A 25,245-nucleotide genomic window follows, 5' to 3' on the forward strand; every position below is an offset into this window, starting at 1 on the left:
GTATGACTGTGAGTCAATTATCAACCTGGAAACGACGAATGAATCTGCTTTGTCTCTATACAAATCGGTTGGATTCGAGGTAGATAAAGAAGAGATTAGGTATTATATTGTGCTGAAATAAGAAGGACATGGGAGGAGCGCTAGAGAGGTGCCCCTCTTTTTTTGTGTAAGTTGATTCGAAATTCTCTTGCAAGAGTTACAAAGATAAGGTAAATGTTGGGTGTATCTCATGCCGATACAATAGAGAGGAACCAGCGTCTAAATGATGAGAAGGTGAGGATTTGCGATGAATTTTTTCAAGAAGCTATTCGGTGGTACGAACAACGGAGAAAAGTCAAAGGACGGCACCACAATTTACACATATAACGAACAAGCTGATTATGAACCCCCAGCTCCCATGGAATATGTAGAAGAAATTGTTGCCCACTTTGAAACGGTTTTTGCGGGAAGAGAAAGCAGTGTTTTTCACGAAATTATTTCCGATATGATACATATTGATGTGAATGTGATGAGTCCTACAGAAGAAGAACCATTTTGGGTTCTGTATACGACTGGGATGAGTGATTTACCGATGACGATCCCGGATGAAATACAGGAGCAGATGGAAGAGAATTTCGATCGAGCAGAAATGATGATATTTTTGCCGGCTTCCTGGGAGTTGACACAAGAATCGCTACAGGATGAAAACAACTACTGGCCGATCAGGCTGATGAAACAAATGGCTCGTTTTCCTCACCAGTACAATACGTGGTTGGGATACGGACATACGATACCGAATTATGAGGACTATGAACCGTATGCAGATGGCACGGGCTTAAATGGAGTCCTTCTGTTTCAGCTATCCGAAGAGATCAGCGTCATTCCCACCAAGGATGGGAACAAGGTTCATGCCTATTTCTTGATTCCGTTGTATAAAGAAGAGATGGAATATAAATTGGAGCATGGCATGGATGCACTGTTGGATAAATTGTTTGAGCTGGAAGATGATGCGCTGATTTTGAATCCGAATCGAATAAATACGTGCAAGTAAAATAGATGAATTCCCCCCCTTTAGCTAAAGGGGTTTTCTTGTAAGATGTTAGAATAATCTAATAATTGATTCGATTGGAGGCAAACGATGATTCATTTTCGAGTGGCAACAGCAAAAGACCTGAATAACAATAGTACGATGGAGATGGAGAAGGAAAACGGGTTCCATATACGAATATAGAACCCGTTGCCCCTTATTCGATTTCAATTCGATAAATATTGCCAATATCCACATTGGCAAGCTGAATGGAGAAACTTGGTTTCCCCGGACTTCTCAAAATGTAGCCGCCCCAGTCCCGGCCGCCGTAAGCCGTATACCCAGAGATGTCTATGCCAAAAATGTCTTGAATAAGCGGCTTAGTTACGGGAATAACTTCATTCAGTGCTTTGATCTTATAGTTATTTGTTACATGGTTCACAAGATACACTTGACCTGTTTTTGCTCCGATCATTACTTCATATTTCTTTTGTTCATTAATGAGCAACCATTTATCTTCACTTTCGTCTGAACGTTTTTGGGCGTTGGTAAAGGAAAGATTTTTTTCATTGGATAAACGCATCAAGGCTGTTTGCGCGATAGAGATGATCTTTTGATCGACGTCTTCTAGGTTGTAATACAATGTGAAACCAGTCACTTTATTTGTTAGGAAATCGACTTTGACGTTCTGTCTATCTTCTGTCCAAAAGGAAAAATACGCTTCCTTCTTGCTCTTGAAAAAATTGGTTTTTTGGAAGGTAACCTGTTGTTTCGTATCCTTAAATGCTTCTTGTGCAGTCTCTACATATTGATGATAGGGCTTGGGTAATTCGTTGATCGCAAACCGCGCAAAGACGGTAAGAACCTCTGTGGTACCAGGCTTAAAAGTTACGAGGGCTTCTCTGGCTTCTTTATTCTTTGTCTGTACCATATAGGATTCATTGTCTTTCTCGATCTCCCCAAATGGGAAGGTCTTCTGAATGCCACTCGCTTCTTGTACGGCTTTTTGAGCAGCCGCAAAATACGTTTGTTCTTCAGGAGTCAAGGCTGCACTGCTCGTTGATTCTGCCGGGGTAGAAAATGGTTTCATCCAGAAAAAACCGAGCAACAGGCCGCAGGTGATTAGCCCTTTTGCCATCCATCCATAGTACATTTTTCGTTTGTTCACTTTTTGAAGTCTACCTCCTTCTTCTCGCACCCCCTCTAATATTGCTTGGCTTCGTTCTCGGGAAAGGATTTGCTCAGGGAATTGATTCAATTCTTCCAGAACGACCTGCTCATCTCGTGATGGCATCGTTCATCACCTCCGCAATCGAAACATTTCGTTTGTTTTGAATCGACTTTATCGCTCGATGCATTGTGAGATTGACCTTGGCTTCGCTCCATCCCAAAACCTCCGCAGTCTCCTTGCTTGATAATCCCTTGATCCCTCTGAGTATCAACACGTCCCGATAAGAAGACTTTAACTGATTGATCATTTCATAGAGCAGACGCTTGTTTTCACTTAACATAAGCGACTCTTCCGGTGTTTTGTCGTGCGATACGAGATGCTGCAAGAAGATATCCGGCAACCAGCTGATTAGCTTTGTTTTGCGCCTTTCATCTATGGCTACGTTTCGTGCTATGGCAAACAGCCACGTTTTGGGATTCTCAACCTCTGTGTCGTGTATGGCTTTGAGGGCACGAATAAAGGTCTCTTGAACAAGATCGTCGATATCGGTTCGTCCCGTGTAATAGACGAGAAATCGATATACATCCTGGCTGTATGAGTGAAACCATTGCTCGATTCGTGCGCCAGTATGATCCTCCACTGGTGTTACACCTCCTTGTCACTGTATAGACGGAAAAGCTGCTGACAATCTTTCACTTTCATGAAAAAAATGAGACACCCCGGAAGATCAGTCAGGTGTCGTTGTTCTCTCGTATAGATCTAGTAGGCGGGGAATAGCAGTTTGGCTATGGTCCCTTTCCCCGGTTCAGAGGAAAAGCTCAGTTCTGCCGAAATTCCTTTTCCATTATCTTCGACCATAATTACTTTTTGTCCATGATCCAGATGCAAAGTTGTCGATAAACTGCTGTTTCTGCTGAGCGGCTGTCGCTAACTGCTGGATTTGACTCTGAATTTCCTTTGCCATGTGATTAAAGCTTTCCGCCATTTCGGTCAGCTCGTCTTGTCCAGACACGGGAAGACGGGTATCATATGCACCAGCCGCGATTTGACGGGATGTTAGTGATATCTGTGAGAGTGGCTTAAATAATTGATAGAGCAATAAGTGAAGACCAAAAGCAAACAAAACAGATACCATCAAGCCAGCGAAAAACAGCATGTTTTTCATTTGCTTCCAGGCAGCAATCCCATCTGTTATCTCGTATAGCTACACCATTGTATATACATCATAGGGAGCAGGCAGCTTTCCTGAAACGAGGACAGCGACGTTTTTGTGAAATGCTCTATATTCATTGCCTTGTCACAAAATGAAAAAGAGGGCACGAGTCCCTCTTGTGAAAACTACCTATACATGAAAAAATTCTTTCGCAGTCTTGGTAGTAGCGCTGGCCACTTCCTCTGGGCTCAACCCCATACATTGTGCGACCGCGTGCAATATATGTCTCAAATACATTGGCTCATTCCGACCATCCACAGGCTTTTCTTTCAAATCACGAGGGGTTAAAAATGGCGCGTCCGTTTCAATCATCAAACGATTCAAGGGAATCTTTTTGACAAGCTCCCGAAGATGTTTCCCACGCCGTTCATCACAAATCCATCCCGTAATCCCGATATGAAAGTCCAATTCTAAATAAGTATCCAATTCCTTGGAGGTTCCAGTAAAACAGTGTACAACCGCACGATTGATATTTTGACGATGCTCTTTCAAAATCGAGACAAAATCAAGATGAGCATCGCGTTCATGCAAAAACAACGGCAGTTGAAGTTCTGTAGCTAGGGAAATTTGTTCAATGAACCACTTTCTTTGAATATCACGAGGGGAGAAGTCACGGTTATAATCCAACCCGCACTCTCCAATTGCTACCACATGGGGAAGAGAAGCCAGTTCTCTTAATTTCTTGATTGTGGATTCATCACAGCTTTTGGCATCGTGAGGATGAATACCTGCCGTAGCGTATAGCTTTCCTTTGGAGCGACTCGCATATCGAGAGGCATCCATACTGTTTCTCAAGCTTGTCCCTGTCAAAATTAATGGGTAAATTCCTTGTTTCTCTGCTCTGGCAACGACCTCATCGCGATCCTGGTGAAAGGAGCGGTGCATCAGGTTTACGCCTATATCGATGATCTGTGTATCCAAGAGAATCAATCCTTTCTAGTAAGAGGTGTGAGTACGAACTAAATTTCACTATAATACCTATTTTTGGTTTTTTTCATTATAGCGGATCGAGTTGTTATGTTCTATAGACGAAAAAATCCTCCCTGCGGTGACAGAGAGGACTCGTTTCTTCCTATTCTCATGAAGGAATGGCATCTAATGCTCGCCTTACTTTTCTTGCGAAAGCAAGAGGTCTATCAACTGCTTCAATATTTACATATATCAAGCGGGGACGATCAAATAACCATTCATTATGGATAGACGAGACTTTTATGCCTTGATTCCGAATGGCTGTAATGAACGGATTGACCTCTTTCTGTAGGAATGCGGCTCTCCCTAAACAAAGGGCTTTACCCGTTTTTTGATTGAAGGATTCGAATGAAAAAGAAGACGTTACACGAAATCTTTTTCCCAAAATGGTCGCTTTTACTTGATTTCGATTAATGGTCGAGACACATTTTCCCCCAGCAAAGCCAGATTGCCCCCTGATAATTCTGGAGAACTGCTCACAAAGCGAGACTTTTTTGGGCATTCCTCGTTTCCTCCCAGGTTTTTGTTTATCCTATGTAGACAGGTAAGGGATGGAAACGGATGGTGGCCCATTGTGCTTCTTCCTCTGGCGTTGGTTTGTACGCAAACACTTAGCCTTTCCAAGGTTTTAGTCTACTCCTTTTAATGATTCAATCATATCTATGTTGGTTACTTTTCTCCGAAGTAGCAAGCTGGACAGAATCGTAAGCAAGTAGGCAAGAATAACAGAAACGAACAGGATAGGAATATTTAATTGATCCGGGATTTGTTGATGGGTACTAGACAGTGCTTTGACAATCATGGAATAAACGTAACCACTTATCGGTATAGCTACAAGGATCGCAAATGTAGTGAGTATCATGTTTTCAAAAAAGATAAGTCTGTTTATTTTATGTTTTTGATAGCCTAATACCTTAAGGGTTGCAAGCTCGCGATTCCTTTCATATATGTTGATAGAAGAGATAGTGTATATCGCGCCAAAAGAGAGGATGACGGCGCAAACAATAAACATGATAAAGACAAAATTGTTTTGTTTCAAAATATACTCAGCGGTTTTCTTTAGATCATTTCTATCTGAGATGCTTTCTACATGAGGATCTTGTTCAAAGAAGTTACGAACACTATTAAGATTTACAGAGCTATTTGCTTGAACGAAAAGCGAGGTTGGATTGTAGTCTATGCCAAAGCTCTCTAAATAGTCTGGTGTGATATAAAACGAAGGATTCGAATACTGCGTAGATATATGTAAAACTTTCATCTCTACAGATTTGTTTTTAAGCTCTGGTGCTTTGAAAGTTAGATGGATGATATCTCCTGGTGAAATATGATATTTGTCTGCGTAAGATTTTGGTACGAGCACACCATTATTTTCTAAAGTGATCCGTTTATCATTTTCGTCAAAGAAATGAATGAGAGAGTTTTCTTTCTCAGTAACAATGAGAGTGGCATTATCTTTTTCATCACCTTTTATAAATTCAACAGGAAAGGTGGATAAGTAATAACGATTTTTTATACCGGAGGGGAGCTTTATCGTATCCGTAGATGTTTCCATCGCATAATCTACTCGTAAATCATACATATAAACATCTTCGATTTGGCTAGCTACTTGTTGCAAGGCAGATTGAGTGCCAAAAGCCGTTATTAATAAGACCGTGCTTACAACAACACCAATTGAGCTCGCTAAGGCTTTTTGTTTATTTAGGAAAATATTTCTCAAAATGAGTTTGTAGCTATAAGAAAGATGACTCCAAATACCCGGAATTCTTTCTATTAATAGCGATTTCATCTTCTTTGGCGGTTTAGGACGCATAGCATGAGCTGCACGTTCTTTTAATATGGTTCTACCACTCAGGTAACACGCTAGGATTCCAAAAGCACTGGAGAAAATAATGGGAGGAATGAAAGAATAAAAAGAAAGGGAGTATGTAATGCCAGGCAGAGAGTAGGCTCTTGCACTCGATGCAGTTACGAATGGAATAAATACGAGAGCGGCAATAGCACAACCTATGATTGAACCTATGATACCTGCCAGCACAGGGTATCCCATGTAATGAAGCATGATGTTTCTGTTTTTGACACCTAAAGCCTTCATAATCCCTACTTGGTTTCTTTGAGAATCAATCATTCTCGACATGGTAAGAAACAGGATAATCGCTACAATCAAAAAGAGAACGAAAGGGATGACCATACTCATCAATTTATTATTATGGATCGTTTCATTTATTTTCGAATAGCTGAAAGTCCGTTCTTTACTTACTTGGTTTACATACGTAAGGTGTTTGGATTGTGCTTCAATGGATTGACCTAATTTATCAATATCGTAACCTTCTGTAGCATCGATCATGATTTCATTATAGGAGGTGCCACCTAAGATTTCAGAGATTGTCTCTTCGGCAATATAAGCGACTCCGTAGGTTTTATGGTCTTGTATTTCGTTCTTTTTTGCATGTTCGACATTCTCACCCAAGCCGCTAATGGTAAAGGTAAGATTTCTTTCATTCGCACGAATACGGATTTCATCACCGACTTGAAAAAGATGTGCTTTCGCATAACGAGAATCTACTACTATCTCATTCTTTTTTGACGGGATTCTGCCCTCAATCATAGCAATCGTGTTTATTTCGTTTTTGACAGGGATGGAATGAATTTTCAAAGAAGCTTTCTCACCTTCAAAGGCTTGCGTGGCATCAAAGGTATAACGTCCTTCCATTTTTTTAATGCCTTCTATTTCACTTAAAACAGCGACATCATTTTTGGAAATTTGCTTGTAAAATACATGTAGGTCGCTTAAGTTATGTTCTTGAAAATAACCTTCTGTATAAGCACTAAGATTATTGCTATAAGTTACTAGCCCCCCATAGAAAAAGGCTCCTACGGCGATAACCAAAACAAAGGCGATAAATTGCCCGATCGATTGTTTGATATCCCTTATTAATTTTAAAAATAATTTCATGATCACCACTCAATTCCTTCCACACTTTGCTTTTCACGATTCATGGTAACGCTTTCAATCATTCCGCTTTTTACCTTAATAATTTTGTCAGCCATAGGAGCAATGGCGGAATTATGTGTGACCAATACGACGCACTTTTTCGTTTCTTTGTTCAAATCCTGGAGAAGCTTTAAGACGGACTTACCTGTCACATAATCCAAAGCTCCGGTTGGTTCGTCACATAGTAAAAGCAAAGGATTTTTGGCAACAGCTCTCGCGATTGCAACTCTTTGTTGTTCACCACCAGAGAGCTGAGAAGGGAAGTTTTTCATACGATTTTGTAATCCGACCTTATATAAAATCTCTTTCGCATCCAGATGGTTTTTACATACTTCCGTGGCAAACTCAACATTTTCGAGAGCGTTTAAATTCGGAATTAAGTTATAGAATTGAAAGACAAAGCCAACTTTCTCACCGCGGTATTGCGTTAATTTCTTTTCGTTGAACCTGGTGATTTCTTGATCGCCAACAAATACTTGACCGGAGGAAGCCGTATCCATTCCGCCAAGCAAATTCAAAATCGTACTTTTACCAGCGCCACTTGCACCCAAAATAACGACGAATTCTCCTTCTGCAATGGAAAAATCAACACCATTCAGTGCCCTGATTGGCACTTCTCCGATTTTGTATTCTTTCGTTACTTTTTTGAATTCGATTAACGTCTTCACTGAATACATCTCCTCGTACCGTATTTTCGAGACTTAGATACCATAATATACCAATAGGGAGTAGTTACATCCCGCAGTCGATGTATTTTGATATCGGTCTCGAGAAGGAGTTTGATCTCGCTTGTAAGAAAAAAGCCTCTACACGACCAGTATCGCCTTCACATTCCCCTACTATTACAAATAGAAGGGCTTCGGCTTGCTCGCAAAAAAATCAAACGGAGCAACCTCTAAAAGGCTACTCCGTTTGAGTCATTCCTAATCCAACGAGATTAACACCGCACATGTTTCCGTTTGAAGCCAAGCTGACCTTTGCTTACTGCCTTTTGAATATGTTCGAAAGCGTTTAGGAACTTGCTTTTTGCTTTGTTTTTTTGGACTTCTACCGGACCTACTGTCTTTGCGATTTCGATCGCCTTTTCGTGGAGGGGTAAATAGGAAGTCCCCACCGTGTAAATAAAATGATTCATAGCGTATTTTGTTCGTTCGGGAGAATCGTGAATCGTATTTTTCACAGTTTCTAGCATATTGGCAATTTTGCTTTCGGAAAATTCACGATCTGGGCGATTACCCAAAAGCCAGCAGTAACAACTCCAGCCCGCAGACATTCTGAGCTCTTCGCCGCTTGTGATCCAGTGATCGGCAACTTCTTGGGCAATATCTGCTTCAGATAGGGTTACTGCAACCACATAATCGGACAGCATATAAAAATAAGCTGAATCCATCCACCAATCAAAATCCGCTTTGTTCATTGCCTTTGGGTCTGCGATCACACCGGCAAAGTACATGGCGTCGTAGTTCCGGGTAGCGTAAAGCTGCTCAGCCAAGGGTTGATTGATCTTGATTTTTCTCGCCATGGGCTTCATAGCGCCTGTAGCCACGCCAAAAAGTGGTTCGTGAGCACCATTGGATAGATAAATTTTCTTGGTTCGTTCCTTGCCGAGAGCTTCCAGCTCTTGCATGACCGTTTCTAAATCCATCGTATATCACTTCTTTCATTGGCGGGTTTTCCCTTAAGATTATAACCAACCAATCCATGACTCATGTTATTCTTTCGTTGTTTTCTCTCGCAAAGGAACTCGAGTTTTTTCATATTGGATTACTTTACTTCAGAACAGGAACATATTTATCTGTGACGAACTGTTAAGGCATGCTTGCTCATTTTCGCCAATTACTCTCAACCATTCTTTCCTGACCATAACTGTCAGTGAAGTTGTTTTACAATTCATTTGTACAAAACATGACAAGGAGGGAATCACTTTGAAGGAAGTGTTCATTTTTATTACGGATGGTTTTGCTGATTGGGAGGCAAGTTACGTCAGTTCTGAGGTAAACAAGCCAGGAACAGGATATCGGGTAAAGACAATCGCCATTGATCAGGAACCGAAAGTTTCGATGGGTGGTTTAACGGTCCTTCCCGATTATAGCGTAAGCGAATTCGATCCGAATGTGGATATCGCCATGTTAATCATACCTGGCGGAACGGGATGGAGAGAAGAAAAGAATCAGCAAGCAAAAGTAGTGGTTGAGTATTGTGTGAGCAAGGATATTCCTGTCGCTGCCATCTGTGATGCTACGACTTTTCTAGGGAATCACGGGTTTTTGGACAATCATAGACATACAGGCAATACATTATCTTATTTGAAGGAAGGAGCTCCGAACTACAGAGGAGATCAACATTATGTAGACGGTCAGTCAATCCGTGACGAGAATCTCATCACTGCGAATGGAAGCGGTGCATTGGAGTTTTCAAGACATATTTTGGAGAGATTGGGCGTATTAGAAGGCGAAGAATTGAATCAATGGTACGAATTATTTAAAAAGGGCTATTTTCCCTCCTAATAGTTTGGGTTGATAGGAAAGCACGAAAGCATACATGCTTGGGTGCTTTCCTATTTTATTCAGATACTCATTTAAGTTGAAGCAACGTCACACTCTCCACATGCGCCGTATGCGGAAACATATCCACCGGCTGCACACTCTTCAATTCATAACGCTGCATCAGCTTCCCAACATCCTTCGCCAGCGTAGAAGGATTACAAGACACATACACAATCTTCTTCGGCTGCACATCCAGCAAGGAACGAATCAGCGCATCATCCAGCCCAGTCCGCGGCGGGTCGACTACGACGACATCTGGTCGAGTCCCTTGTTTGGCCCATTTCGGCATCAAGACCTCGGCACGACCCACGTGAAAGCTGGCATTCGACGCTTGGTTACGCTCTGCATTGCGATTGGCATCCTCGACAGCCTCGGGAATCAGCTCGATCCCACGTACCTCGCGGGCATAAGGAGCGAGCCACAAGCCAATCGTCCCTGTACCACAATACAAATCGAGGACAAGCTCTTTTCCGGTCAGTCCAGCAGCCGTTTTGACCTGATTGTACAGCTTTTGCGTCTGTTCGGGATTTAATTGGAAGAAGGCACGAGCAGACAAGTCGAAGGAAAGCTCACCCAACTTTTCAGCAATGGAAGCCCTGCCCCATAAGGATACTGTCTTGTCACCAAAAACGAGTGACGTTTTTTGCGTGTTTACGTTTTGCGCGATTCCTACCAGTTCAGGCAGTCTCGTACGGAGCTCCAAAAGTAGCTCCTTCACCCGTGGGATTTCTGGGGTGGCCGTTACTAGTGTTAATTGCGTTTCACCCGTAGCAAAAGCGACACGAGCGACGATCGTGCGAATGACGCCCGTCCGTTTTTTCTCGTCGTAGATCGGAATTCCGAGCTCTTCGATGATTTGTTTCGCTGTTTGGACGATTTTCGTTGTCGCTTCATGCTGCACCTGACAGCCTTCCAAATTGACGAGTTTGTGGCTACCTGTTTGATACAGTCCAGCGATGAGCTTGCCATTTTCCTTGCCCACCTGAAACTGTGCTTTATTTCGATACGACCACGGGTTGTCCATACCAATCGTAGGGGAGACTGGTGGCTGATTCATTCGAGCGTACTTGCGCAGTGACTCGATGACAATTTCCTGCTTGCTCGCGAGCTGTGCGGCATAGTCCATGTGCTGCAAGCTGCATCCGCCACACTCCGCATAGACTGGACAGGGGGGCTTTGTACGAGATGCTGATTTTTCAACGACTCGTAAAAGACGCGCGGTCGCGTATTTTTCTCTTGCCTCGGTCACCTCTGCATGGACGACCTCGCCAGGGAGAGCACCCTCTACGAAAACGATTTTTCTTTTAAAATAGCCGATCCCTTCGCCATTAATGCCCAAGCTCTTGATTGTGAGCGTCATTTGCTGGCCGACACGGATGCTGGCGTCTTGTTCTTTTTTATGCATTGTCATCTGTTCCGTTCTCCTCAAGCAATTCAGTATTTCCCTATTATAGAGCATTACGAGAGACGTTGCATGTATGCAAGAAGGTCTAGAGTGCTTCTCAAAGCATCACAGATAATGGCAACTTCCTGTCTAGCTTTGTTTTTGTTATAATAGTGCGGAGAATAATGAGGGAGTTGTGACGCTAGATGCAAGATCTATTTGAAAAAATGAAAGAATATCTCAACATGGATACTGAGATTTCTTTTGACGAGTTTGATGGCTACTACAAAAAGGTAACTGCGTTTCTAAACGATAGCTGGGAAACGTTGAACGAGGAAGATACCATGCACATGCTGTTCATCCTCGACAACCTCAAGTCGAACGGTGAAGATCGTTCCAAGCGCAAAACCAAGGAAGCGAAAAAATACGCAAAAATGGCGCAGCGCACTGAGATTTGGGCAAATGCACTGATCGGCCGTCTGCGTGAAGCTGGTTTGACTGATGAAGAAATCGGCAAGCGTTACGAAGCGATTTACGAAGCAGTATAGGATGTAGCCAATAGAAAAACGGGTACCGTTGTGAGTGCAATAGCTCGAAAGGAACCCGTTTTTTTGTCGTGGTTTTCCTGTCAAATAACAAGAAGATTGACAACTTGTGGGTTTCGGCGTAGAATGTTTAACTAATTCGAATAGTTCGTATGTATGAGCGTTGAAAAGGAAGAGTAGAAACAATAAGCAGCGTGCAGAGAGCCGTTCCCCGTGCTGAAAGAATGGCCGCCAGCCTGTTTTGAAAATCACCTTGGAGCATTGTCCTGGAAAATCAGCTTGTCTAGCCAGTGAGTATAGGACAACGAATTCGTCCTCGTTATCGGACGGGAGTTTCATAGTGAACTTCCTAAGTCTGTTTTTCGTGAGGAAGACAGAGATGCTGAGTGGTACCGCGATGCCCTCGCCTCAGCCAGCCGTGCGCAAATTGTGCGTTGCTGGTTTGGGGCGGGGGCTTTTTGATTTGGTGGTCTGGTCCCTACCACAATAGAGAAGGTACTTAGGAGGAACATATATATGCATACGGTCAGAGTGGAAGACATCGTAGTAGCCAATCATGCATTGAAAGACGTGGTGGAGAAGACGCCCTTGCAAAAAAACAAAGTTTTGTCTGAGCGCTACGGCTGCAACGTGTATTTGAAAAGAGAAGACTTGCAGATCGTTCGTTCCTTCAAAATTCGCGGTGCTTATCATTTTATGCGGAATCTTTCGACAATGGAACGAGAGCGTGGTGTCGTTTGTGCAAGTGCGGGCAATCATGCGCAGGGTGTAGCCTACTCATGTAACCATTTGCAAATCAAGGGCACGATCTTTATGCCAGCGACTACCCCACGTCAAAAAATATCGCAGGTCAAGCTGTTTGGTGGTTCCTATGTAGAAGTTGTATTGATCGGTGACACCTTCGATGATTCCTTCGCAGAGGCGATGAAGTATTGCATTCAGGAAGATCGAACCTTTGTCCATCCGTTTGACGATCCATTGGTGGTAGCGGGACAAGGAACGGTCGGTCTGGAGATTATGAATGACATGGAAGAACCAGCTGATTTCGTCTTTATGAGTATCGGTGGAGGTGGATTGGCAGCGGGTGTGGGAACGTACGTTAAAGGCATCAGCCCGAATACACAGATCATCGGTGTGGAGCCAGCAGGAGCAGCTTCGATGCAAGCTGCTCTGGAGCAAAAAGATGTTGTCACCTTAGATGAAATTGACAAGTTCGTCGATGGTGCTGCCGTCAAGCAAGTGGGGCAGCTAACGATGAGTATTTGTCAGGAGCTGCTGGATGACATCGTGCTGGTGCCAGAAGGCAAGGTGTGCACAACCATTTTGGAGTTGTATAACAGCAATGCCATCGTTGTAGAACCTGCAGGTGCCCTGTCGATTGCGGCTCTCGATTACTACCGGGATCAAATCGCTGGGAAAAACGTAGTGTGTGTCATCAGCGGTGGAAACAACGACATTGACCGGATGCAAGAGATCAAGGAACGCTCCCTGCTGCATGAGGGATTGAAGCACTATTTTGTTATCAATTTCCCACAGCGGGCCGGAGCCTTACGAGAGTTTATGGAAAAAGTACTGGGTCCTCACGATGATATCACACGCTTTGAGTATACAAAAAAGAACAACAAAGAAAATGGTCCAGCGCTGGTTGGGATTGAAATGAAATGCAAAGATGACTATCACCCGTTAGTCAGTCGGATGAAGCAGCATGGTATCCGCTATGTAGAGATTACACATGATCCGTATTTGTTCAATCTGCTGATTTAGGTCCTTGTGTTACAACAGATGCGGAATTTACAAAAATGTATGAATACAGCGAAAAAAGGAGCAATGAAGAGAGAATGAGCGAGAGAGAAAGATAAATCGGCGTAATGTATTATAACAATCTTTTATAAAACAGATGCTGTTGTAATACAATACAGATAATAACACACGGGGGGTTTTAATCATGACGCCGATCACTTCTTTCTTTCGCAATCTCGAAGCAAAATGCTGTGCTGCTTGCGGCCAGATGATCCACGAGCAAGCTGAATCGTATGCAACAGAATGCGCACCATGTCAAGAGCAAGCATCCTTTGACGCTTACAAGTACTATCATCAAAAACGCTAAGTCGAACATGAATACTGGATAAAACAGGTGTACCACAGGGCATGAGCCATGGCAGGTATACCTGTTTTTTGATTCAAAGAAAAAGCCGCTGTTCCATGACAACGGCTTTTTCGCATGTCAGCGCGGTTTATCGGCGTGCTTTGCAGCTTCCTGCTTGACGTAATCAATCAGCCCCAATTGAAAGCCTTCCTGTGTAAGGAGACGTTTGGCTTCATACGTACTCGCATAGTAGGCTTGGACATGCGGATCGTTGTCCAAAACGTAACGACACGCCTGATCACGAGACAACTCTTGGTACCAGTCTGTCTGTTTGATTTGGGCGACGAGATCCTCATAGGCCGGCTCCGGCTTTTTCCATGGATTCAAACGATGAATAATTTCACCAAGGATTGCAACAACGATTAGAATTCCGATTAAAAACATGGCTGTCACCTCAAAGGTTGGATCACTCTCATGGTACCACTCTCCTGAAGGCGCCGCCATGGGGAAGTCGGTCTGCTTGCAAAACAAGTAGAAAGCAGGCATGCTATATACTGTAAATAGAAAGGGCCCGATTGCTTGGGATAAGGAGGGCGCGAGATGTTTCATCCGCTTGTTTTTGATAATATCAGGGTTGTGTTGGAAGGTGCGGTATACGACAGGGACTTCGAAGGGGCAATTACGATTACGAACCGTTCGGATGTCATGGATATGGCTACATTCCATCGACTGTTTCAGATCCAGTTCAAGCTGGCTGATCAACCTGATCATACCGCAGCTGTCCGTGCTGAGATGCAGCTTCGTACCCAGTTAGCTGATATTGCAGCCGAGCAGCTAGAACAGCCGTTGACAGATCATATCGGATGTACGATTTGCATCCATTTTTACTTGCAGATGGAAAATTACAGAGATGTGCCCGGAGAAGCGAGAGAAATCACATCGATTCTCAATGACATCTGGGGGCAGCGTCCGTATATTACACAGAAAGTATCGGCTAAACTAGAGGAGCATCGAATCGATTGGCCACCGAAGCAAATAACCAACCAGGTGACGCTAGACTTTCATCGGAAAATTGATGAAGGCAATATCGATGACCTAAACGAATTAATTGATTATACGGTTCAGTCCCTTCAAAAGCTGCAGCTAAACATGGATCAACAAGCAAAAAGATAAGCGGACAGAACGGGGATTTACAAAAGAGCAGATGCGTATTATTATTTTGTTAACCTTATAACATTTTTAGTTAACAAAACGGAGGCTATTACGCATGAGAAACGAACGCTTGAGATGGCTGTTGCTCTCTGCCATCTTTGCCGCAATGACAGCGGTATTGTCGCAGGTGACTATTCCCTTGCCGTTGATTCCAATTACTGCGCAGACGTTGGCAGTAGGGCTGACAGCGACTATTTTGGGAAGACGATACGGGACAATGGCTTTGGTTATTTACGTTTTGCTCGGTGCAGTCGGATTGCCTGTATTCAGCGAGGCAAAAGGCGGATTGCAAATATTGGTAGGCAAATCCGGCGGGTACATATTTGGGTTTATTGCAACCGCTTATGTGACCGGACTCTACTTGGAGAAAACGAGATTCAACCTGAAAAACGCCATCATCGCCAATATCATAGGCATGTTTGTCACACTGGCTTTTGGTACAGTACAACTCAAATACGTCATGGACATTCCATGGGATAAAGCGGTCGCATTTGGTGCAACGCCTTTCCTCATTGTAGGGGTTGTCAAAGCAGTTCTGGCTTCGCTGATTGGCATCAAGGTACGCGAGCGACTGATTGCTTCTCGTCTGTTGCGCACAGATCAACCTGTTACACGATAAACAAAATGATTTTGTAAGCCATCCGAAGTTCGGGTGGCTTTTTTTCGCATAATCTCCTTATCGTGCCGGATACTATCGGTAGGATTTTGCATGTAAAAAGGAGGAGACGCATGAATATCACGATCACCGGCCCAAAAGGTCTTCCGATCTCAGGGAACTTGATGGCATTTCGCCGATCGCCGCTTCAGTTCATCCGTGAAGCTGTAGAAGAGCATGGAGAGGTCGTCCATTTTCGCTTCGGTCCTTCCCGCCATGTTTACCTGTTAACGAATCCGGATCACATCAAAGAGGTTTTGGTCAGCAAGCAGGCGCATTTTCGAAAAGGGAAAGCGTTGCAGTCGGCACGACCTGTCGTAGGGGATGGGATTCTCACCAGTGAAGGAAAAAAGCATCTGCGACAACGGCGGCTTATGCAGCCAGCTTTTCATCGAGAACGTATCGCCAGCTACGGAGAGGTGATGGTCCGGCAAGCAGTTGATCTCATGTCGGATTGGAAAACCGGGGAGCTGCGCGATATTCATGCGGACATGATGAAAGTAACCCTTGCGATCATTACGGAGACTATGTTTGGCAAAACCGTCAAGGAAGGTGCCGATCAAATTGGACATGCCATCGATGTCGGTTTGAAATACGTGGCCAATAAAGGCTCCTCTTTTATCGACATTCCTTTGTCCGTACCAACTAAAAGCAACCGGGAGTTCCTGGAGTCGAGTGAGCTGCTGGACAAAACGATCTACTCCTTGATCGAAGCTCGTCGTAATAGCGAAGGAGAAGAGCACAAGGACTTGTTGGGGATGCTTTTGGCTGCGCGTGATGAAGATGATGGGCAAGGAATGACAGATGAGCAGGTGCGCGACGAGGTCATGACTATTTTTGTAGCTGGTCATGAGACGACTGCAAATACCATGTCGTGGATTTTCTATTTGCTAGCTACTTATCCCGAGGTGGAGAAAAAACTGCATGACGAGCTGTCAACGGTGCTGTGTGAAAAGCTGCCGACAGTCGAGGACCTTCCCCAGCTGAAGTATACGAATCTCATTGTACAGGAAACGCTGAGGCTCTATCCCGCAGCCTGGACGATTAATCGGGAAGTAGTAGAAGAGGTTGAGATCGGCGGTCATACGTACAAGCCAGGCGAAACACTGATGATGAGCCAATATGTCATGCACCGTAACCCACGCTATTATGAGCAGCCTGATCAATTTATTCCAGAGCGTTTTGACAGCGACCTCTTAAAAAGAAATCCAGCTTATGCTTATTTCCCATTTGGCGGTGGGCCACGTGTTTGTATCGGGAACAACTTTGCTTTGATGGAGGCAGCTTTGCTATTGGCAACCATCGCACAGCGATATCGATTACGACTGGCTGAATCGAATCAGGAAGTGGAACCCGAGCCGTTGGTCACCTTGCGTCCAAAGAACGGATTGCCGATGCGTTTGGAAAAGAGATAGAAAAAAATGGAAATAGAGGACAAAAAAAGAGGCATCTTAGCACTACGGTTTCGCCGATTGTGTCAGATACCGAACTGGGGGTTATTTATCACTGAAAGCAACATGCTTACTAAAAATATTTTACTAGTAAAATATAAAGAAATAATTAACTGAAAATAAATCTATATAAAGAAAGGGTAGCTTGTAAAAGCTACCCGTGGAAGAAGGGGATGGTGAAGGAGAAACTGCTTCCCATTCCCAGTTCACTGTTTACCATCAAATCTCCGCCGTGAAGCCGGACGATGCTCTTACAAATCGTCAAGCCTAAGCCTGTCCCGCCACTGTTGCGATTTCGTGATTTTTCCGCTCGATAAAACTTGGTGAAAATCTTTGGCAAGTCTTCAGAGGCGATTCCTTCTCCTTTGTCGATCACAGTAAAAAGGACATGTCCTTCTCGCTGATCACATGTAAGGTAAATGGAGCCATCCGGTTTGTTGTAGTGAATGGCGTTGTTCAACAAGTTTTCCATGACACGTCGCAGCTTGGTCTCATCCGCTTCAATGTGTAGTTCATTGGAGATACGCAGCTTCCATTGAAAGGTGAGGCCTGCTTCTTTGATCCTCGGCAAATAGTCCTCAATGATTCCTCTCAAGAAGCTTCTGACATGAATACGATTTATGTTGAGTCGGACTTCGGAGCTTTGGGTGGTGAAGTCCTGCAACTCATCTAGCAGTTTTTCCAAGTCCGTCGTTTTTAGCTCGATTTTGCTCATCTGTTTCTGTATTTTGGTCATATCCGTCACACGACCGGAGCCGATATATGAGGCATACCCTTTGATCGTGGTGAGAGGTGTGCGGAAATCGTGGGCGATCGAAGCAATCATTTCGGCCTGTCTTTCTTCCGCTAAGCGAAGCTCATCAACCATTTCCCCGAAATATCGAAAGAGTTGTCCAAACTCATCATGCGAGCGGTACGTAAATGTCACAAGCCGTTTCCCTTCCTGGATTTCTTGGGTGACGCGCGATAATTCGTTTACGGGCCGTAATATCCAGCGAACGAACAAAGCGAGCAGAACCAATCCCACCAGACTAATGCTTCCGTAAATAAACCAAAGCATCATGGAAACCCCTGTCGTAGCCATCATGTCGTAATCATCTGTGTAGAAATAAACAACGATCTCCCCTGTACGCGGTGGCTCCTGCTGAAAATGGTACTCAGCTACTACTTTGAGGTCACTTTGCTTGGAAGAATCGCCACGGTTTGATGAGGAGGGAGAAGGCATTTTCAAATTATAGGCGCGTGATGTTTTGCTGTAGATGGTATTTCCATTGGCATCCTTCACGAGCATGCGGTACATCACGTCGTCTGGCAACTGCTTCTCAAGCTCCAAACGTTCGATTGGGTCCTTGAAATTACTGACGAGAAGCAGTTGATTGAGCATGACCTTCTCTGCGGCTTCCTTCTCAGCCTGGTACTGATTATGCCGATCATTTTTGAGTTGAGCGACAATAATGTCTTGAAAAACAAATTTAAACAACAAGATGTTGAGTGTAATCAAGGCAATGAAGGAGAGAAAAATTTTATTACGTAAGCTCATTTAAAGCTTCTCCCCGATAAATACGTAGCCTGTCCCCCATTGTGTTTTAATGAACTGACGCTCTGTTTCCAGCTTTTCACGGAGGTTTTTGATATGGACGGTCACTGTATTGAGCGAGCCATAACCATATCCCCAGACACGGTCATAAATTTGCTCTCGTGTAAAGACGATTCCCGCATTTTCTGCGAGGAATGTAAGCAGTTGAAATTCTTTTGTAGAGAGCTCAATCTTTTGATTACATACATAAACGGAATACGTTTCTTTATGAATTTCTAGGTCCTTGAATTTCAAAACGGTAATTGGTGAAGAGGCTGTTTCCTTCTCAGGCTGCTCTTCCGTATGCTTGCGAATGCGCTCATAGCGACGCAGGTGGGCACGAATGCGAGCGAGCAGTTCTTCTGTATCAAAAGGCTTCGTGATGTAATCGTCTGCGCCGATTTCGAAGCCGACTACCTTATCTACCGCTTTTCCTTTTGCACTGAGAAACAGTATAGGCAAATCCCACTCACGGCGAATCTGAGAGCAGAGCTCGTAGCCACTCATGTTGGGCATCATAATATCCAAAAGGATCAGATTTGGTCGCTCTCCTTGGCTGAGCAGGGAGAGAGCATCTTCTCCGCTCTCTGCGGAGGAAACGGTGAAGCCCTCGTTCTCCAAAATGTCTTCTAGCAGTTCAATAATCTCCAGATTGTCATCGACAATTAAAATGTGATCTTTCACCGGAACAACCCCCAGTTACTTCTATTAATAAGGAATACCATTCAAAGAATGGGTCTTGTCTATCATAACATGCTTTGAGCTGATCAGGGGAAGAAACCCCCGTAAGTTATTAAGTTGTTCTAATAGGTAAGGGTACCTCTTTAGACCAGGTACTAAATTTCGTCAGAAAAAGCCAGAGACATTGTGTCCCTGGCTTTTTATTATTTTGCCGAACGACTATTTTTGAGCTGGTTTTTCCGGCAACGATGCAGCTTGCACCGCTTTTTCCTTTTTCGGAGTTTCTGCTTTTGCTAGAACAGGAACGCTGAGACGCTTAGCGCCTACATAACGCTTGCTCCAGTAGTATGGATCGCTCAACTTGGTGTTGACGACTCCACGACCAGATTCCGAGTGCACGAATGTGCCGTCTCCAATGTAGATACCCACATGAGAAATGCTGCGACCGTTCGTATTGAAGAATACGAGATCTCCTGGCTGCAAATCTTTTCTGGCTACCTCTGTACCTAATTCGTACTGGGAAGCAGAATTGTGAGGCAGGTCTACACCTAACGCATCAAATACGTAGCGCGTGAAACCGGAGCAGTCAAAGCCCTTTTTGGACGAGCCGGAAGATTTGTAAGGGGTACCGTACAAGTCGCTGACTACTTCATTGAGAGAATTCTCCTCAGCAGCCTGTGCAGCGCCTGCCCCCATAGCAAGCATTCCAGCCATAAATAAAGATAAAACCACCTTGCGCAAAAGAAACTGCTCCCTTCGTGAGCCTACGAGGTTAGCTGAAGGGTTCGGTCGAAAGGACGCCCTAGGCTGCTAGGAGTAGCAACCATTCACCCCAAAAACGTGGTTCCCCCGTTTCCGCCAAGCGGAATTCGGCTATTTTTCGATGTTTTTTTACACGCACTCTTACGAAGATTCTACGCCAGTCCTTTTTTTCCTTCTTTTTCATCTATTCGTTCACATATTCGTCACAAAAATACCGTCAAATGCTGTAACGTTTTCGTTCGACAGAGCAAGTTGTATTTCAGCGCAGGCTTGTTCTGCGTTGCGCGACAGCTCGTCCGATTAGGGCAGGAAATTGTCTCCGTCCAAGGACGGAGGGAAAAACCAACCGCACGCCCGTTATGGGAAGCCTATACCGAGGGCTACAATAAGGGCATAACGTTCCACAAGCACCACATGCAAAACGAATGGAGGTAAGCGAGTAATGAGCGAACGGTCTGGCAAAGTTCTACTCGGGCTGGTTCTGCTGCTAGTCGGTGGATTGGTTCTTCTAGATCTGGTGGGTATCGATATCGGAGATTTGCTCGGGTTCATCATTCCCGGTGTGATCATGATATACGGTGCCAAAAAGATTATGGGACAAACCGGTTCACGCTTTTGGGGAATCCTAGTCTTCCTATTCGGGTTCCTGATGTTGATTGGCAAGCTTGACCTACTGTTTCACGCGCTTCTGGCCATTGGGGTAATCTATCTGGGATATCGCTTACTGCGTCCCAGTCAAGAACCTAAGCAAGCTCCACCTACATGGGAGCGTGAATGGGCCCAAAAAGTATTAAAGGAAGATACGCTGGACACTTGGGAGAGAAACGTAAGAAGACGCCCACAATAACACTACGTCGCAAGAGTCTTTTGGATGAACAATATGATGTGATATGATGAGGAGGAAAAAATAATGAGTATCTTTAAACGTTTGCGTGACCTGACAGTAGCTTCGGTGAATGATGCATTGGATTCGATGGAAGATCCGGTAGTAATGCTGAATCAATATATGCGTGACATGGAAGTAGAAATCGGACAAGTTGAAGTAGCGGTTGCCCGTCAGGTTGCACTGGAAAAGAAATTCCGTCAGCAATTGGACGAAGCCAATGCTCTGATCGAAAAACGCGATCGTCAAGTCAAGCTCGCCTTGAGTGAGGGAGAAGACGAATTGGCTCGTCGAGCACTCGCTGACAAGAAGCAGTACGAAGGCCGTGCAGCGGAATATGAAGGTCTCTACCTGTCAGCATCCGAGGCAGCTTCGCAAATGCGTGAGAAGCTGGCTGAGCTGAAGGAAGAGTTCTATAAAATGCGTGCGAAAAGGTTCACACTGATGGCGCGTGCACAAGTAGCTCGTACACAAAAGCAAGTCAATCAAGCAGTTGTCGGTATCGGCAATCAGTCTGCAGGCCGTGGCTTCGCCCGCATGGAAGAAAAAGTGATGCGCATGGAAGCAGAAGCGCAAATGAGTGGACAATGGCGCGAAACGAACCGTGCTTGGGAGAACGCTTTGACTGAACTGGAAAAGGATGATCTCGATGCAGAACTTGCCAGCATCAAAGCATCCATTAATGAAGTAAAAACACCGGTAGCCAAACCAGTACAATCCTAATTCGACAGGAACTGGGGGACTAGGTGTAGAATAGATTGTGTCAATTCGGCAGCCTGTGTACATCAGGCTGCTTTTCCCCTAGGAGGTACGATTCTTGCAGGACTTCTTGGTCTTTTTGCGGCGGTTTATCGCTGAGCCTGGACGCGTCGGTAGTATCATCCCCAGCTCTCGTTTTTTATGTGAGCAAATGTTGAAAAGCGTCGATTGGGCTTCAACCGATGTGATCCTGGAGCTGGGACCTGGCACAGGGGCATTTACCCAAACGATCTATCAGCGCTTGCGTCCCGGCACACATTACGTGCTTGTGGAACGAGATTCCCATTTTCGCTCTATGCTTCAATCACGTTTTCCCGATCTTCCTATCAGGGAGGAAGCGACTAAACTTAGGTCTTACTTGGAGGAGCAGAATCTTGCAGGTGCAGATGTCATTATCTCAGGTCTGCCATTCGCCAATTTTCCACTAGAGCTGCGGGCAGCAATTCTGGACGAAGTTCAATCTGTACTGAAGCCAGGGGGCCTATTTATTACATTCCAATATTCGCTACAACTCCAAGCTGAGTTGCAGGGTCGTTTTCCCTGGGTCAAGATCGACTTTACCCTGTTGAACATTCCGCCTGCATTCATCTATACATGTCGTAATGGTCAAAGTGAAAACGATCAGCATGGGGCGTGAGAGAGGAGACTTTTGTGAAACTGTCCCGTTTGCACAAAATGTTGGCTGGTATCCTGATTATTTTTACGGGAATCGGTCTTTTGTTAGACAGTTTGGGTATCATTTCGTTCGGTCTGTTTGATTTGTGGCCGATGGTGCTTATTTATTTCGGCCTTCGTTTGTGGGGGCAGAAAAATCGAATTGGCGGAGGGATTCTATTCTCCCTGGGGACCATCATCGCGATGGATATGTGGTTTGGTGTCGGGGTTGATGATTTGTTCCAGATTGCAGTGCCAATCGTGTTTATTTATTTTGGGTTTCAGTTGATTCGGGGCAAGAACAGCAGACGAGATCACCGTATGAATCAACCAGTGGGCGATATGGGGACCCCATCTGCTGCGGAGACGATTTTGACAAGTGATGCGAGTGTTACGAGTGACGTGAAGGTTTCAACAGAGGAACGTCCTTGGCTAGACAGCTGGAATAAATGGAAGCATGTTGGTGGCAAAATTCCACATCACGAAAGAATGTCTTCATCACCTGACGACACGTTGCCAAAAGATTCCCGCAGTTCTCTGATTGGAGATTATCACCTGACCTCGGGGCGTTTTGAATTGAATCACTTACATGTCTGGCATGGAATCGGAGATGTTGTGATTGATCTTTCCCGGGCAGTGTTGATGCGGGATGAGGCGGTTCTTGTCGTAGAGGGCTGGGTAGGCGATGTGACAATTTATGTACCTGTCGATCTTCCTGTATCGGTAACGGCAGGGTTGAGTATAGGTGACCTGGAGGTGCTAAGCCACCGTCAGGGAGGTATCAATCGCAGCGTTAAGATTCGTTCAGATCAGTATGATGAAGCGTTGCAAAAAGTAAACTTGCATATCTCGCTGCTTGTCGGCGATATAAAAGTCAAGTACATCTAGGAGGTACTGGCGGATGCGTCGACAGCGATTGGCAAGTATTCAGTGGCAATACGTGCGCTATGGCATGTTACTGGCCGTCAGTGCAGTTACTGCCGCGTTTATTTGCTTCTTTTGGCTATACTTTTTATGGAAAGATCATCCCGGGATTCATCGGTGGTACAACGAAATGATTAGCGACCGCAACTTCGTGTGGTGGCTTCAAGAATATATAGGTATCAATCTGCCTGCTGATCCAGAGGGCTTGATTCAGCTTGCTGCTTTTGTAGTCTCTTTGCCTGCAGGTGTCTTAGTGGCATTGATCATTTCCTATATCATCGGCAATTTGTTGAAAAAGAGACTCAGTGTACTGTGGGAAGCTGCCATGAAGCTTGGGCGTGGGATGCTGTCGTATCGGGTTCCTGAATTGGGCGTCGATGAAGTCGGCGAATTAGGATGGCAGATCAATCGCTTGGCTTCACAATGGGAAGAGCAAGTGGCATCTTTGCAGCGGCTGTCGAACCACAATGCGGCTCTCGCAGAGCAATTGAAGCATGCAGCGGTAACAGAGGAGCGACAGAGATTGGCGAGAGAACTGCATGATGCAGTCAGTCAGCAGCTGTTCGCCATCGCCATGACGACTGCGGCGATGAAACGGCTTGTAGAAAAAAATCCGCAACGTGCAGCACAACAGATTGAATTGGTCGAAGAGATGGCAGCAGCTGCACAAGCGGAGATGAGGGCATTGCTCTTGCATCTTCGTCCGGCTACGTTACAAAACAAGTCATTGAAGGAAGCCATTCTGGAACTTTTAGATGAGCTGACGCGTAAAAATACCATGCAGCTGTCTTGGGAGATCGAAGACGTCGAAGGCTTGCCGAGTGGAATTGAGGATCATTTGTTTCGTATTTTGCAGGAGTCCTTGTCCAATACATTGCGGCATGCTAGAGCTACCCAGATTACAGTGAAGCTGTTTACGCTGCAAGAGCAGGTTCGCCTGCGAGTATCGGATGATGGTGTTGGTTTTGATCCGGATGGGGAGAAAATGACGTCATACGGTTTGCGCAGCATGCAAGAGCGCGTAGCAGAGGTCGGAGGCTCCATGGAGATTTACTCGGCAATTGGGAAGGGGACGCAAATTGAGGTCCGTATTCCTATAATGTCACAGACGGAACGGGAAGGGTGAATGCTCGGTGATTCGGGTACTACTGGTAGATGATCACGAAATGGTTCGGATGGGTCTGGCTGCTTATTTGTCTACAGAGGACGATATTGAAGTCGTAGCAGAGGCCGGCAGTGGAGAAGAAGGGGTGCGGATGACGCAAGAGCTGCGCCCGGATGTCGTTTTGATGGATTTGGTTATGGAAGGCATCGGCGGTGTGGAAGCGACTCGGCGTATTCGTGAAAGCTGCCCATCCAGTAAGGTTATCGTCTTGACTAGCTTTATTGATGACGAAAAGGTATATCCGGTCATTGAAGCAGGGGCGTTCAGCTACTTGCTGAAGACTTCGCGTGCAGCCGAGATTGCAAAGGCAATCCGCTCTGCTGCAGCGGGTGAGCCCGTTTTGGAATCGAGGGTAGCAGGAAAAATCATGGCCCGTTTCCGTCACGGTCAAGAGTCCCATCCCCATGAGCAACTGACCCCGCGTGAGTTGGAGGTTTTGAAGCTGATCGGTCAGGGCAAGTCCAACCAGGAGATTGCAGATGAGCTGATTATCGGGATCAAGACGGTCAAGACTCATGTGAGCAACATTCTTGCCAAGCTGAATGTGGAGGATCGCACGCAAGCGGCCATTTACGTGCATACGCATAGCTTAGGCTAATCACATAGCATCA

27 protein-coding genes, 1 riboswitch and 1 other annotated feature are annotated in these 25,245 nt (G+C 45.0%); of the genes, 14 read left to right on the plus strand and 13 right to left on the minus strand.

Going from position 1 to position 25,245, the window contains the following annotated elements:
* The first annotated feature begins 286 nt into the window (after nt 1-286).
* On the plus strand, nt 287-1,030 hold the full coding sequence (locus ACQ5DJ_RS14785; RefSeq protein ID WP_429843134.1) for a suppressor of fused domain protein: 744 nt from the start codon (nt 287-289) through the stop codon (nt 1,028-1,030).
* Between the two features lie 193 nt (nt 1,031-1,223).
* On the opposite strand, the gene ACQ5DJ_RS14790 is transcribed toward ACQ5DJ_RS14785, so the two are convergent.
* From ACQ5DJ_RS14790 to ACQ5DJ_RS14825, 8 genes are all read right to left on the minus strand, one after another.
* The gene (locus ACQ5DJ_RS14790; RefSeq protein WP_429843135.1) at nt 1,224-2,300 is read right to left on the minus strand and encodes a hypothetical protein; all 1,077 of its coding nucleotides are present in this window, start codon (nt 2,298-2,300) and stop codon (nt 1,224-1,226) included.
* A complete protein-coding gene (locus ACQ5DJ_RS14795; protein ID WP_429843136.1) occupies nt 2,284-2,817 on the minus strand; it encodes an RNA polymerase sigma factor in 534 nt (177 codons plus the stop codon). Before ACQ5DJ_RS14795 ends, ACQ5DJ_RS14790 begins: the two co-directional genes overlap by 17 nt.
* A 204-nt stretch (nt 2,818-3,021) precedes the next feature.
* The gene (locus ACQ5DJ_RS14800; protein ID WP_429843137.1) at nt 3,022-3,342 is read right to left on the minus strand and encodes a HAMP domain-containing protein; all 321 of its coding nucleotides are present in this window, start codon (nt 3,340-3,342) and stop codon (nt 3,022-3,024) included.
* Nucleotides 3,343-3,519: 177 nt separating this feature from the next.
* Nucleotides 3,520-4,320 carry a TatD family hydrolase gene (locus ACQ5DJ_RS14805; protein ID WP_429843138.1) on the minus strand — a complete coding sequence of 267 codons (801 nt, stop codon included), beginning with the start codon at nt 4,318-4,320 and terminating at the stop codon, nt 3,520-3,522.
* Between the two features lie 148 nt (nt 4,321-4,468).
* On the minus strand, nt 4,469-4,861 hold the full coding sequence (locus ACQ5DJ_RS14810) for a DUF1259 domain-containing protein (protein WP_429843139.1): 393 nt from the start codon (nt 4,859-4,861) through the stop codon (nt 4,469-4,471).
* A 126-nt stretch (nt 4,862-4,987) separates the two neighbouring features.
* Nucleotides 4,988-7,312 carry an ABC transporter permease gene (locus tag ACQ5DJ_RS14815; RefSeq protein WP_429843172.1) on the minus strand — a complete coding sequence of 775 codons (2,325 nt, stop codon included), beginning with the start codon at nt 7,310-7,312 and terminating at the stop codon, nt 4,988-4,990.
* Between the two features lie 2 nt (nt 7,313-7,314).
* Nucleotides 7,315-8,019 (minus strand): ABC transporter ATP-binding protein, encoded by a 705-nt coding sequence (locus ACQ5DJ_RS14820; protein WP_429843140.1) that lies wholly within the window; start codon nt 8,017-8,019, stop codon nt 7,315-7,317.
* Nucleotides 8,020-8,288: 269 nt separating this feature from the next.
* On the minus strand, nt 8,289-8,996 hold the full coding sequence (locus ACQ5DJ_RS14825) for a DNA alkylation repair protein (RefSeq protein ID WP_429843141.1): 708 nt from the start codon (nt 8,994-8,996) through the stop codon (nt 8,289-8,291).
* A 280-nt stretch (nt 8,997-9,276) separates the two neighbouring features.
* Here ACQ5DJ_RS14825 and ACQ5DJ_RS14830 point away from each other — a divergent pair, with 280 nt between their 5' ends.
* Nucleotides 9,277-9,858, plus strand: coding sequence for a type 1 glutamine amidotransferase family protein (locus tag ACQ5DJ_RS14830; protein ID WP_429843142.1), 582 nt, complete (start codon nt 9,277-9,279; stop codon nt 9,856-9,858).
* Between the two features lie 67 nt (nt 9,859-9,925).
* Here ACQ5DJ_RS14830 and rlmD read toward each other — a convergent pair whose 3' ends face one another.
* Nucleotides 9,926-11,308, minus strand: coding sequence for a 23S rRNA (uracil(1939)-C(5))-methyltransferase RlmD (gene rlmD, locus ACQ5DJ_RS14835; protein WP_429843143.1), 1,383 nt, complete (start codon nt 11,306-11,308; stop codon nt 9,926-9,928).
* A 179-nt stretch (nt 11,309-11,487) separates the two neighbouring features.
* On the opposite strand from rlmD, the gene ACQ5DJ_RS14840 reads away from it, so the two are divergent.
* The 3 genes from ACQ5DJ_RS14840 (at nt 11,488) to yhfH (ending at nt 13,933) form a co-directional block, all read left to right on the plus strand.
* Complete coding sequence (locus ACQ5DJ_RS14840; protein ID WP_144617552.1) at nt 11,488-11,829, plus strand: hypothetical protein; 342 nt, start codon at nt 11,488-11,490, stop codon at nt 11,827-11,829.
* A 151-nt stretch (nt 11,830-11,980) separates the two neighbouring features.
* Nucleotides 11,981-12,240, plus strand: a binding site (T-box leader).
* Nucleotides 12,241-12,342: 102 nt separating this feature from the next.
* Nucleotides 12,343-13,590, plus strand: a complete 1,248-nt coding sequence (gene ilvA / locus ACQ5DJ_RS14845) for a threonine ammonia-lyase IlvA (RefSeq protein WP_429843144.1) — start codon at nt 12,343-12,345, stop codon at nt 13,588-13,590.
* A gap of 181 nt (nt 13,591-13,771) precedes the next feature.
* Nucleotides 13,772-13,933, plus strand: coding sequence for a protein YhfH (gene yhfH / locus ACQ5DJ_RS14850; protein ID WP_012684726.1), 162 nt, complete (start codon nt 13,772-13,774; stop codon nt 13,931-13,933).
* Between the two features lie 117 nt (nt 13,934-14,050).
* Here the strand turns inward: yhfH and ACQ5DJ_RS14855 are convergent, their stop codons facing one another.
* Nucleotides 14,051-14,416 (minus strand): hypothetical protein, encoded by a 366-nt coding sequence (locus ACQ5DJ_RS14855; protein WP_238543286.1) that lies wholly within the window; start codon nt 14,414-14,416, stop codon nt 14,051-14,053.
* 96 nt (nt 14,417-14,512) lie between these two features.
* On the opposite strand from ACQ5DJ_RS14855, the gene ACQ5DJ_RS14860 reads away from it, so the two are divergent.
* The 3 genes from ACQ5DJ_RS14860 to ACQ5DJ_RS14870 all read left to right on the plus strand — a co-directional run bounded on the left by ACQ5DJ_RS14860 (nt 14,513) and on the right by ACQ5DJ_RS14870 (nt 17,194).
* Entirely contained in the window at nt 14,513-15,085 is a 573-nt protein-coding gene (locus ACQ5DJ_RS14860; RefSeq protein ID WP_429843145.1) for a hypothetical protein, read from the plus strand.
* Between the two features lie 94 nt (nt 15,086-15,179).
* The gene (locus ACQ5DJ_RS14865) at nt 15,180-15,743 is read left to right on the plus strand and encodes a biotin transporter BioY (RefSeq protein WP_392430498.1); all 564 of its coding nucleotides are present in this window, start codon (nt 15,180-15,182) and stop codon (nt 15,741-15,743) included.
* A gap of 110 nt (nt 15,744-15,853) precedes the next feature.
* Complete coding sequence (locus ACQ5DJ_RS14870; protein ID WP_429843146.1) at nt 15,854-17,194, plus strand: cytochrome P450; 1,341 nt, start codon at nt 15,854-15,856, stop codon at nt 17,192-17,194.
* Between the two features lie 190 nt (nt 17,195-17,384).
* On the opposite strand, the gene ACQ5DJ_RS14875 is transcribed toward ACQ5DJ_RS14870, so the two are convergent.
* The 3 genes from ACQ5DJ_RS14875 to ACQ5DJ_RS14885 form a co-directional block, all read right to left on the minus strand.
* Nucleotides 17,385-18,770 carry a sensor histidine kinase gene (locus ACQ5DJ_RS14875; RefSeq protein ID WP_429843147.1) on the minus strand — a complete coding sequence of 462 codons (1,386 nt, stop codon included), beginning with the start codon at nt 18,768-18,770 and terminating at the stop codon, nt 17,385-17,387.
* A complete protein-coding gene (locus ACQ5DJ_RS14880) occupies nt 18,771-19,490 on the minus strand; it encodes a response regulator transcription factor (RefSeq protein ID WP_007721564.1) in 720 nt (239 codons plus the stop codon).
* 216 nt (nt 19,491-19,706) lie between these two features.
* A complete protein-coding gene (locus tag ACQ5DJ_RS14885; protein ID WP_429843148.1) occupies nt 19,707-20,228 on the minus strand; it encodes a C40 family peptidase in 522 nt (173 codons plus the stop codon).
* 4 nt (nt 20,229-20,232) lie between these two features.
* Nucleotides 20,233-20,372: riboswitch (cyclic di-AMP (ydaO/yuaA leader) on the minus strand.
* 319 nt (nt 20,373-20,691) lie between these two features.
* Between ACQ5DJ_RS14885 and ACQ5DJ_RS14890 the strand changes: the two genes are divergently transcribed.
* From ACQ5DJ_RS14890 to ACQ5DJ_RS14915, 6 genes are all read left to right on the plus strand, one after another.
* Nucleotides 20,692-21,096, plus strand: coding sequence for a LiaF transmembrane domain-containing protein (locus tag ACQ5DJ_RS14890; RefSeq protein WP_429843149.1), 405 nt, complete (start codon nt 20,692-20,694; stop codon nt 21,094-21,096).
* Between the two features lie 63 nt (nt 21,097-21,159).
* Nucleotides 21,160-21,855 carry a PspA/IM30 family protein gene (locus ACQ5DJ_RS14895; RefSeq protein WP_429843150.1) on the plus strand — a complete coding sequence of 232 codons (696 nt, stop codon included), beginning with the start codon at nt 21,160-21,162 and terminating at the stop codon, nt 21,853-21,855.
* 94 nt (nt 21,856-21,949) lie between these two features.
* Nucleotides 21,950-22,528 (plus strand): class I SAM-dependent methyltransferase, encoded by a 579-nt coding sequence (locus tag ACQ5DJ_RS14900; protein ID WP_429843151.1) that lies wholly within the window; start codon nt 21,950-21,952, stop codon nt 22,526-22,528.
* A gap of 14 nt (nt 22,529-22,542) precedes the next feature.
* On the plus strand, nt 22,543-23,433 hold the full coding sequence (gene liaF, locus ACQ5DJ_RS14905) for a cell wall-active antibiotics response protein LiaF (protein WP_429843152.1): 891 nt from the start codon (nt 22,543-22,545) through the stop codon (nt 23,431-23,433).
* A gap of 13 nt (nt 23,434-23,446) precedes the next feature.
* On the plus strand, nt 23,447-24,595 hold the full coding sequence (locus ACQ5DJ_RS14910) for a HAMP domain-containing sensor histidine kinase (RefSeq protein WP_429843153.1): 1,149 nt from the start codon (nt 23,447-23,449) through the stop codon (nt 24,593-24,595).
* Nucleotides 24,596-24,602: 7 nt separating this feature from the next.
* Nucleotides 24,603-25,232, plus strand: coding sequence for a response regulator (locus ACQ5DJ_RS14915; protein ID WP_007721557.1), 630 nt, complete (start codon nt 24,603-24,605; stop codon nt 25,230-25,232).
* Nucleotides 25,233-25,245 lie beyond the last annotated feature (13 nt).

Origin of the sequence: Brevibacillus sp. FIR094, from assembly GCF_050477165.1 — a bacterium.
Taxonomy (GTDB): domain Bacteria; phylum Bacillota; class Bacilli; order Brevibacillales; family Brevibacillaceae; genus Brevibacillus.